The sequence below is a fragment of the Microvirga sp. P4_G7 genome, from assembly GCF_056401005.1.
Window position 1 is genome coordinate 1 of sequence record NZ_JBFUKD010000059.1, and the last position, 9,972, is coordinate 9,972.

Here is a 9,972-nt window from a genome sequence, read left to right on the forward strand (position 1 = left end):
GTTGTGGACAGGCTTGCGGCGTCGCGATTCACGCTCCAAGAGAAACAACAGATTCTAAGATTCAAAGATTCTAAGATTGATAGGAGACCCTGTGGGCGAAGCCTCAACCAAACCAATCCTGCGGGTTCTCGCCGGAGAATCCGTCTGGCCTCTCCCCATCTGGATCATGCGGCAGGCGGGCCGCTATCTGCCGGAGTACCGGGAAACGCGCGCCAAAGCCGGATCGTTCCTCGATCTGTGCTACAATCCCCACCTTGCGACGGAGGTCACCCTCCAACCGATCCGCCGGTTCGGTTTCGACGCGGCGATCATGTTTTCGGACATTCTGGTGATTCCCCACGCCCTTGGCCAAGACGTGCGGTTTGTCGAAAACGAGGGGCCGAAGCTCGAACCCATTTCCTCCGAGGGTGATCTCAAGAGGCTTGCCGACGAATTGCCGCTCGACCGGCTCGATCCGGTTTTCGAAACCCTCGATCGCCTGCGCGCGGCACTCCCGTCTCAGACCACGCTCCTCGGCTTCTGTGGCGCCCCCTGGACCGTGGCGAGCTACATGATCGCGGGGAAGGGCACTCCGGACCAGGCACCGGCAAGGCTGACCGCCTACCGCGATCCGGCCTTCATGCAGGCTCTCATCGATAGGCTCGTCCGGGCCTCGACCGCCTATCTGATCCGCCAGATCGATGCGGGCGCGGAGGCCGTTCAGATCTTCGAAAGTTTCGGTTCGGCCCTGCCACCGGCCTTGTTCGAGCGTCTGTCCCTCGATCCGATCCGCCAAATCGTCCACGGTCTCAAGGCGGCACGGCCGCAAGCACGGGCGATCGTGTTCGTGAGGGGAGGTGGGGCTCATCTGCACCGGTTCCACGAGGAGGGCATCGGCGACGCCCTCGCCCTCGATTGGACGCTCGCCCCCGAGGACGTACTGGCGTCGTTTCCCGCTCATGTGGCGAGCCAGGGCAATCTCGACCCTCTGGCACTGGTCGCCGGCGGCAAACCCTTGAATGCGGGCATCGACCGGATTCTCTCGGCTGTGCGCGCCCGTCCGCATATTTTCAATCTCGGCCACGGCATCGTGCCCGAAACGCCGGTCGAACACGTGCAGCAACTCATCGACCGCGTCCGCGGCGCAGGAGCTTGAGAGATGGCCTATCTCTGGATCAAGGCGTTTCACGTCGTTGCCGTGATCAGCTGGATGGCGGGCATGCTCTACTTGCCGCGCCTGTTCGTCTATCACAGCGAAACGCAGCGCGGCTCCATTCAGTCCGAGACGTTCAAGATCATGGAACGGCGCCTGCTCAAGGCGATCATCAACCCGGCCATGGCGATCTCCTGGATCCTCGGCCTGATTCTGATCTGGGAAGGGGGCTGGATGTCGTCGGGCTGGCTCCRTGCCAAGCTCGCCTTCGTGCTGGTGTTGTCCGGCATGACAGGTTTCTTGTCTCGCTGCGTGAAGGATTTCGCTGCCGATCGGAACGTGCGCCCGGCGAAATTCTACCGCGTGCTCAACGAGGTGCCGACGGTTCTGATGATCGGCATCGTCATCTTCGTCATCGTCAAACCGTTCTGAACGACACCGGACTTGAGGATTGGCGCGATTAGCGCTAAGGGTTAGGTCTCTTCCAAAAAAGACAGGTTGTGCTGTAGCGGGCTTTCCGGCCCTCCCAAATCACAATCGTGACCGGGCGGCCCTGTCGAATCTCCTTCCTTTTTCGTGACGCGTTCGGGCTCCCGGACGTGATCCATCTGACCTGAGAGTGTTCCCCGATGAGGGAAATCAAACTTCAAGACCTGAAATCCAAGACCCCGACCGAGCTCATCACCTTCGCGGAGGAGTTGGAAGTCGAGAACGCCAGCACCATGCGCAAGCAGGAGCTGATGTTCGCGATCCTCAAGCAGCTCGCCGCGCGGGAAGTCGAGATCATCGGCGCCGGCGTCGTCGAAGTGCTGCAAGACGGATTCGGCTTCTTGCGGTCGGCCGACTCGAACTATCTGCCGGGTCCCGACGACATCTACGTTTCGCCCTCGCAGATCCGCAAATTCGGCCTGYGCACTGGCGATACAGTGGACGGCCCGATCCGTGGCCCCAAGGAAGGTGAGCGCTATTTCGCCCTGCTGAAGGTCAACACGATCAATTTCGAGGATCCCGAGAAGATCCGCCACAAGGTCCATTTCGACAATCTGACGCCGCTGTTCCCGACCGAGCGCTTCAAGCTCGAGATCGACGATCCGACGCGCAAGGATTTCTCGTCGCGGATCATCGACATCGTGTCGCCCATCGGTAAGGGTCAGCGCGCGCTCATCGTCGCGCCGCCGCGGACGGGTAAGACCGTGCTGATGCAGAACGTGGCGCAGTCGATCACCACCAATCATCCGGATTGCTATCTGATCGTGCTGCTCATCGACGAGCGCCCGGAAGAAGTGACCGACATGCAGCGCTCGGTGAAGGGCGAGGTGGTCGCCTCCACCTTCGACGAGCCGGCGTCCCGCCACGTGCAGGTCGCAGAGATGGTGATCGAGAAGGCGAAGCGTCTCGTCGAACACGGCCGCGATGTCGTCATCCTGCTCGATTCGATCACCCGCCTCGGTCGCGCCTACAACACGGTGGTTCCATCCTCCGGAAAGGTTCTCACCGGTGGTGTGGACGCCAACGCGCTGCAGCGTCCCAAGCGCTTCTTCGGCGCTGCCCGTAACATCGAGGAGGGCGGTTCGCTCACCATCATCGCCACAGCGCTGATCGATACGGGTTCGCGTATGGACGAGGTGATCTTCGAAGAGTTCAAGGGCACCGGCAATTCGGAAATCATCCTGGACCGCAAGGTGTCCGACAAGCGGACCTTCCCGGCGATCGAYATCWCSCGCTCSGGYACCCGCAAGGAAGAGCTGTTGGTTCCGGCCGATACGCTCAAGAAGATGTACGTTCTGCGCCGCATCCTCAATCCGATGGGAACGGTCGACGCGATCGAGTTCCTGCTGGACAAGCTGCGCCAGACCAAGTCGAACGCGGAATTCTTCGATTCCATGAATACCTGATTGGAATACCTGATCGGAATTTCATCGCCCCATCCTCGTCCGCGAGGGTGGGGTTTTTTATGATCGGGGCAGGTCGGCAACGGTCGAATGCGGTCGACGATTCGCAGACGGAACGATGGGAGGCAGGGGTCATCATGGACGGAATTGTCGCGCAGGCCGCACGCAACAACGCCCTGTGGTGCGATGCCGTTTGCCGGGCGCACGGCCGCCCCGGCGCGTTCGAGAATGCGCTTTGGGTCAATCGATCGGGGACACCCCGATACTATCCCGATGCGGTGACCCTGTCCGAGGCGGATTCCCCGGAGCAGTTGGAGGCCCTGACCGCATTGTTCGCGACATCGCCGACCCGAAGCTGGGCGGTCAAGGACAGCTTCATGTCCCTCGACCTGGCACCGTTCGGCTTTGCGCCGGTCTTCGATGCGCGATGGATCACACGCGATCCGGCGGCGGACGACAAACCCGCGAGCACCGGATGGTTTGAGATGAGACAGGAAAGCGACCTCATCGGCTGGGAGCGGGCATGGGCCGCGGGAGATCCCAGTTGGACGGACACGCCGGCGGCGCGGTTGTTCAAACCATCCCTGCTGGCGGACCCGGACATCGTCTTCGCTGCGCTTACAGGAAACGATGGCGCGATCCTCGGCGGCGGCATTCTGAACAGGGGTGCGGGAGTGGTCGGACTTTCCAATCTCTTCGCCACGTCGGTGGAGAGTGAGGCCGTCTGGCACGGCCTCGGCCGGTGGGCGATGGAACGGTTCCCGGGTCTGCTCCTCGTYGGCTACGAGCACGGGGAGGAACTCGCCTCGGCACGTCGCTCGGGCTTCGAAACCATCGGCGACCTGCGGGTGTGGCATCGCGCTGCCTCGTAAAGGTCTTTACTTCGACGGCGCGACCATGGGCGTCGTACCGGTGGCCACCCATTCCGGTGTCATCACCGGGCTTGTGCCGGTGACCCCGACAAGAAGAACACTGCGCCTCACCGATCGAGGTGGCCGGGACGCGCCCGGCCATGACGCGGGGCGGAAGTACGCGGTCGAGGGAATAAGCATCCTTCGGTGCGACCTCAGCCTCCCAGCATCGCGCGCGCCTGCTCGACCAGGGCGGTGGGTGTCTGGATGGGCAGCGARCACCGCATGCCAGCACACACCAGGGCATGCGGATCCGCGACCGACGGGGCGGCCCTCCTCGCAGGGTGGCCGGTCGGCAGCTCCGTTCCCGAAGTCACCACGTGGACGGTTCGATCGGTGTAGGGCAGGCCGAGGGCGGCAGCGCGCAGCGCCTGGGTGAGGGGATCGGTATCCTCGCCGCTCACGACGATGGTGAGGCCGCGCAGATGCAAGTCGAGCGCATTGAGGATGGTCGTGTGGCCGAGCGGCGCGGCGCGGGCGAATCCCGTGAGGCGGCTGAGGGCATCGATGGCGACCTGCTCGTCCGCGTCTTCGCCGGTGATCTGGGCAAGCCTGACAAGGGCTTCCGCGAAGACGCCATTGGCATTCGGAACCGCGTCGTCATTGGTGGGTTGCGGTCGCACCACGAGGGGATCGGCCGTCTTGGCGGTCATGGCCAAGAGACCCGACGGTTCTCGGAAGTCGCTGAACAGTACATCCCGCCAGCGGCGCGCATCGTCGAGATAGGACGCCTCGCCGGTCGCCTCGAAGAGCGCGAGCGCGGCGCGCATCATCGCGGCGTGATCGAGGGCGAACCCCGGAAAGATCAGATGGTCACGACGCCAGGAATGGCCGAGGCGACCGTCGCGCGTCATTGATTCGGAAATGAAACGATACGCGTCTCGAGCGGGCTTCAGCCAGTCGGGTGCGTTGAGCGCGAGCGATGCGCGCACCAGCGCGGCGATCATCAGCCCGTTCCAATCGGCCAGGATCTTGTCGTCGAGACCCGGACGCGGGCGCTCGTCCCGGCGTGCCAGGAGCCGGGCGCGCATGTCCGCGAGCATGGCCTCGTCGTCGAGATTGGCTTCGCCCGACCGAAGCCGGTGCGGGATGTTGGTGCCCTCCCAATTGCCCTGTTCGGAGATGTCGTAGGCGACGGCGAAATCGTCGGCCCCGTTCCCCAGGACATCCCGGATTTCGGCGAGGGACCAGACGTAGAAGCGGCCCTCTTCACCTTCCGAATCCGCATCGAGGCTCGCCGCGAAGGCGCCGTCCGAAGTGGTCATCTCGCGCAAGAGCCAGGTCACGATTCCCTCGGCGGCGGCGGCGAAGAGGGGACGGCCGGTCTCGGCTGCCGCCACGGCATAGAGCTCCAGGAGCTGCGCGTTGTCGTAGAGCATCTTTTCGAAATGCGGCACGAGCCATTGCGCGTCGACCGAATAGCGCGCGAAGCCTCCGCCGAGGTGGTCGTGAATTCCGCCGAGCGCCATTCGCTCGAGACTGAGGTGAAAGCGCTCGCGGGCGGTCGCGTCTCCCCGTCGATGGGCATAGCGAGACAGGAATTCGAGGATCGGTGGGTTGGGAAATTTCGGGGCGCCGTTCAGCCCGCCATCGACCGGATCGATGATCGTCGTGACGCTCGCCCCGATGCCGTCGAGGTCAGCGAGCGACAGGCTCGCCCCCGCTTCCGGTGCCGCGCTCTTTGCGAGTGCCGCCTTCATGGCGATGCGGTTCTTCTCGATGCGTTCGGGCTCGGCGTGATAGAGGCGGGCGATCTCGGTCAGAACCTGGACGAACCCCGGCCGTCCGAAACGGGGCTCTTTCGGAAAATATGTCCCGCCCCAGAACGGTTCGCCGGTCGGCGACAGGAACATCGTGAGCGGCCAGCCTCCCTGTTCACCGAGAAGCTGCAGAGCATTCATGTAGATGTGATCGACGTCCGGCCGCTCCTCCCGATCGACCTTGATGCTGACGAAATGGGCGTTCATCACCGCGGCGACGTCGGCGTCCTCGAAGCTCTCATGCGCCATCACGTGACACCAATGGCAGGCGGCATAGCCGATCGACAACACGATGGGCCGGTTGGTCGCCCGCGCTTCGGCGAAGGCAGCGGCACCCCATTCCCACCAGTGGACGGGGTTGTCCTTGTGCTGAAGAAGGTAGGGAGAACTCGCCGCGCCGAGATGATTCATCAATCGTTCCGATTCGCCGGTTAGGGTCTGATGGGCCGCGAGCGACACGACGGCCCTCGACCGATTCGGATGTGAACCGATCGAGCATGAAGATTAAAAGTTTCACCGCCCTTAAAGGTTCAGAGCATGCGCTCGGATGACACCATCTTCGCGGCTGCTTCCGGCTTCGGACGCGCCGCCATCTGCGTCGTGCGGATCAGTGGCGCGCGGAGTCGATTCATCCTCGAAACGATCGCCGGAGGAGTTCCGCCGGCGCGCCATCTGAGCTTGCGGGTGCTGCGCGATCCCGCCAACGGCGAGCCCCTCGATCAGGCCCTCGTCGCCTTCATGCCCGGTCCGCACAGCTTTACCGGCGAGGATCAAGTCGAGCTGCATATCCATGGCGGCCTCGCCACCCGAGGCGCGGTGCTGCACGCACTGACGGGGGTCGGGGGATGTCGGGCGGCAGAGGCTGGCGAGTTCACCCGCCGTGCCTTTCTCAGCGGGCAGATGGACCTCACCCGGGTGGAAGGTCTTGCCGATCTCATCGATGCGGAGACCGAAGCGCAGCGACGGCAGGCGCTGTTTCAGCTCGAGGGGCGCCTCGGCAATGTCGCCGAGGCCTGGCGCGAGGACGTGCTGCAAGCGCTCGCCCTGCTCGAAGCCTCCCTTGATTTTGCCGATGAGGGCGACATTCCGGAAACCTTGGAGGCGCAGGCCGCCGACCGGATCGCTCAGCTGCATGCGGGCATTGGGCGGGTCCTCGCCGAGCCATCGGGCGAGCGATTGCGGGAAGGTCTGATCGTCGTGTTGGCGGGCCCGCCGAACGCCGGCAAGTCCACCTTGCTCAACGCCCTGGCGCAACGCGACGTCGCCATCGTGTCCCCGATTGCCGGCACGACACGCGACGTCATCGAGGTGCGGTGCGATCTGGGTGGTTTGCCCGTGTTGTTCGTCGACACCGCCGGCTTGCGGGAGAGCACCGACGCCATCGAGCAGGAAGGTGTCGCGCGGGCGTTGGCGCGGGCGCGGGCAGCGGACGTGGTTCTCTGGCTCGTCCCACCGGAGGGAGCGCCGGCAGCGCCGAGCGGGGGACGGGTGATCCGGGTGGGAACCAAGGGCGACCTGGTTCAGAGGGAGACCCACAACGCAGGTGGATCGAATCGGATGCGAGACGATGTCGATCTCGTCTTGTCCGCGACGACGGGGGAGGGGATGGCGACGCTCCTTTCTGCGCTCCGTGAGGAAGCTGAGCGGTCTCTCGGGCGCGGGGATGCAGTGTTGACGCGAGAGCGGCACCGGCATGCCCTCACCCGAGCCCACGCCGCGTTGGGCCGCGCACTGGAACTGCTTCATGCGGGACAGGCCTCGGAGTTGGCGACGGAAGACGTTCGCGTGGCGGCCCATGCGGTGGGCGAGGTTACCGGTCGGGTCGATGTGGATGACGTCCTCGACCGGTTATTTTCGAGTTTCTGTATTGGAAAATGAGACGTCGAAATGATCGGTTTGTGGGGAGCGAACGCGTCGAAGCATGTGTGCAGGTCGGTGGAAAACAGCCTCGACAACGAGTCGATAAGGAGTCGATAGCCTGTGGACAAGGAGTCGATAACCCGGGAGGCGATCGGATGTTTCACGTGAAACATTTCGACCTTTGACCTTTCGGGCGTTGCGTCCTACAGACCTGTCTCGGAGAGAATCATGCAGCTTGGATTCGATGTGGTTGTGGTTGGCGGAGGTCATGCCGGCGCCGAGGCGGCGGCTGCGTCGGCGCGTGTCGGCGCCCGCACCGCTCTCGTCACACACAAGGCATCCACCATCGGCGTCATGTCCTGCAACCCGGCAATCGGCGGGTTGGGCAAGGGGCATCTGGTCCGTGAGATCGATGCCCTTGATGGCGTCATGGGGCGTGTCGCAGATCAATCCGGCATTCAATTTCGCTTGCTCAATCGCCGCAAGGGGCCGGCTGTCCGAGGTCCTCGCACTCAAGCTGACCGCAAGCTCTACGCGCGGGCTATGCAGGCCGAGCTCGCGCAGATCCCCAATCTGACCGTCATAGAGGGTGAGGCGCATGACCTGCGCATCGATCGCGAGGGCCGTGTTACCGGCCTTCTCCTCGCGGATGGCCGCGAAATTTCCGCTGCCGCTGTGGTGTTGACGACGGGGACCTTCTTGAGCGGTCTCATCCATATCGGTGAACGCAAGATTCCGGCGGGACGTATGGGCGAAAATCCTTCCCTGGGGCTCTCTGCCACCTTGAATCGCTTCGGCTTCAATCTGGGCCGTCTCAAGACAGGTACACCGCCGCGCCTGGACGGGCGGACGATCGATTGGGCCGGAATCGACAAGCAATCGGCTGACGACGATCCGGTTCCATTTTCGTTTCTGACTGAACGCATCACGGTGCCTCAGATCGAGTGCGGAATCACCCGGACGAGCGCGGCGGGGCACGAGCTCATCCGGCGCAATCTCCACCGCGCTCCCATGTATTCGGGCGATATTCTTAGTCGCGGACCGCGCTATTGCCCGTCCATCGAAGACAAGGTGGTTCGTTTCGGAGACCGCGACAGCCACCAGATTTTTCTCGAGCCCGAGGGACTGGACGATACCACCGTTTACCCCAACGGCATTTCGACGTCCTTGCCGGAGGACGTTCAAGCGGCTCTCCTGGGGACGATCCCAGGATTGGAACGGGCGGCGATGATTCAGCCGGGCTACGCCATCGAGTACGATTTCGTCGATCCGCGGAATCTTGACCAAACTCTCGAGGCGAAGGCGGTCCGTGGCCTGTTTCTGGCCGGCCAGATCAATGGGACGACGGGGTACGAAGAAGCGGCGGCACAGGGGCTTGTGGCCGGCCTCAATGCTGCCCGCAGCGCTGGTGGGCAAGGGGGCGTGGTCTTTGATCGTGCCGAATCGTACCTTGGCGTCCTCATCGATGACTTGGTCACACGCGGCGTGAGCGAGCCGTATCGGATGTTCACCTCGCGTTCCGAATACCGGTTGAGTTTGCGGATCGACAACGCCGATGAGCGGTTGACCGGCAAGGGCGTTGCCTTGGGTTGCGTGGGCTCCAATCGGGCGGGCCATTATGCTCGTCGCCAGGCTGCCCTGGACACATGCAGGGTGGAGCTGCAGAGGCTTAGCATTACGCCGCAAGAAGCGGCGGAGTTCGGACTGACCTTGAATCAGGACGGCATTCGCCGTTCGGCCTACCAGCTTCTCTCCTATCCGGATCTCGGATGGGAGTCTCTTCTCTCCGTATGGCCGCAGCTTGCCGCAGTTCCTTCGGGCGTTCGGGATCGTCTCGAGACCGACGCGACCTATGCAGTGTACCTTGATCGGCAGCAATCGGATATTGCGGCCTACCGACGAGATGAGACAATTGTCCTCGATTCTGGTTTGGATTTTTCCGCGCTTCCCGGAATCTCCAATGAAATCAAGGGGAAGCTGGAGACGGTTCGGCCGAAGACTTTGGGGCAGGCGGCCCGGATCGAGGGCGTCACGCCAGCCGCTCTGACGCTGCTGGCCGCTTTCGTGAAACGTTCTCGCGTCGATTCGCCTGCGAAACACTAATCGATATCATGGTCACTCAAGCGGAATCAGCCCTTGCGGGCTTTGATGTTTCACGTGAAACAACGGAAAGACTGGCAGTTCTGGCATCCGAGCTGGAGCGTTGGCAGAGAATCAAAAATCTCGTCGGACCGGCGACGCTCAACGATGTTTGGACGCGTCATATCGCCGATTCGCTTCAGCTTGCTTCGCTGGCTCCCGATGCGACATCGTGGCTCGATCTCGGCTCTGGCGCCGGTTTTCCCGGTTTGGTGGTCGCTATTGCTGGCATTGAGACTGGTCTCGCCGTTCATCTGGTCGAAAGCAATGCGCGAAAA

Annotated in this window: 8 protein-coding genes; 7 read left to right on the forward strand and 1 reads right to left on the reverse strand. The window is 63.1% G+C overall.

Annotation, left to right across the window (positions count from 1 at the left end; genetic code table 11):
* The first annotated feature begins 91 nt into the window (after window positions 1–91).
* The 4 genes from hemE to AC1DT3_RS05135 all read left to right on the forward strand — a co-directional run bounded on the left by hemE (window position 92) and on the right by AC1DT3_RS05135 (window position 3,896).
* Entirely contained in the window at window positions 92–1,135 is a 1,044-nt protein-coding gene (gene hemE, locus AC1DT3_RS05120; RefSeq protein ID WP_477464166.1) for a uroporphyrinogen decarboxylase, read from the forward strand.
* A gap of 3 nt (window positions 1,136–1,138) precedes the next feature.
* A complete protein-coding gene (gene hemJ, locus AC1DT3_RS05125; RefSeq protein WP_477464167.1) occupies window positions 1,139–1,564 on the forward strand; it encodes a protoporphyrinogen oxidase HemJ in 426 nt (141 codons plus the stop codon).
* Between the two features lie 197 nt (window positions 1,565–1,761).
* Window positions 1,762–3,027, forward strand: coding sequence for a transcription termination factor Rho (gene rho, locus AC1DT3_RS05130; RefSeq protein WP_477464168.1), 1,266 nt, complete (start codon window positions 1,762–1,764; stop codon window positions 3,025–3,027).
* Window positions 3,028–3,161: 134 nt separating this feature from the next.
* On the forward strand, window positions 3,162–3,896 hold the full coding sequence (locus AC1DT3_RS05135; protein WP_477464169.1) for a hypothetical protein: 735 nt from the start codon (window positions 3,162–3,164) through the stop codon (window positions 3,894–3,896).
* Window positions 3,897–4,090: 194 nt separating this feature from the next.
* Here the strand turns inward: AC1DT3_RS05135 and AC1DT3_RS05140 are convergent, their stop codons facing one another.
* On the reverse strand, window positions 4,091–6,106 hold the full coding sequence (locus AC1DT3_RS05140; RefSeq protein WP_477464170.1) for a thioredoxin domain-containing protein: 2,016 nt from the start codon (window positions 6,104–6,106) through the stop codon (window positions 4,091–4,093).
* A gap of 126 nt (window positions 6,107–6,232) precedes the next feature.
* Here AC1DT3_RS05140 and mnmE point away from each other — a divergent pair, with 126 nt between their 5' ends.
* From mnmE to AC1DT3_RS05155, 3 genes are all read left to right on the forward strand, one after another.
* Window positions 6,233–7,573 (forward strand): tRNA uridine-5-carboxymethylaminomethyl(34) synthesis GTPase MnmE, encoded by a 1,341-nt coding sequence (gene mnmE / locus AC1DT3_RS05145; protein ID WP_477464171.1) that lies wholly within the window; start codon window positions 6,233–6,235, stop codon window positions 7,571–7,573.
* 210 nt (window positions 7,574–7,783) lie between these two features.
* On the forward strand, window positions 7,784–9,658 hold the full coding sequence (gene mnmG / locus AC1DT3_RS05150) for a tRNA uridine-5-carboxymethylaminomethyl(34) synthesis enzyme MnmG (RefSeq protein ID WP_477464172.1): 1,875 nt from the start codon (window positions 7,784–7,786) through the stop codon (window positions 9,656–9,658).
* 8 nt (window positions 9,659–9,666) lie between these two features.
* The coding region (locus AC1DT3_RS05155) for a 16S rRNA (guanine(527)-N(7))-methyltransferase RsmG (protein ID WP_477464173.1) at window positions 9,667–9,972 on the forward strand (306 nt) is incomplete at its 3' end.

Coding starts and splice junctions, on each gene's coding strand:
- mnmE (WP_477464171.1), top strand. CDS start 6,233: ATGCGCTCGGATGACACCATCTTCGCGGCTGCTTCCGGCTTCGGACGC.
- mnmG (WP_477464172.1), top strand. CDS start 7,784: ATGCAGCTTGGATTCGATGTGGTTGTGGTTGGCGGAGGTCATGCCGGC.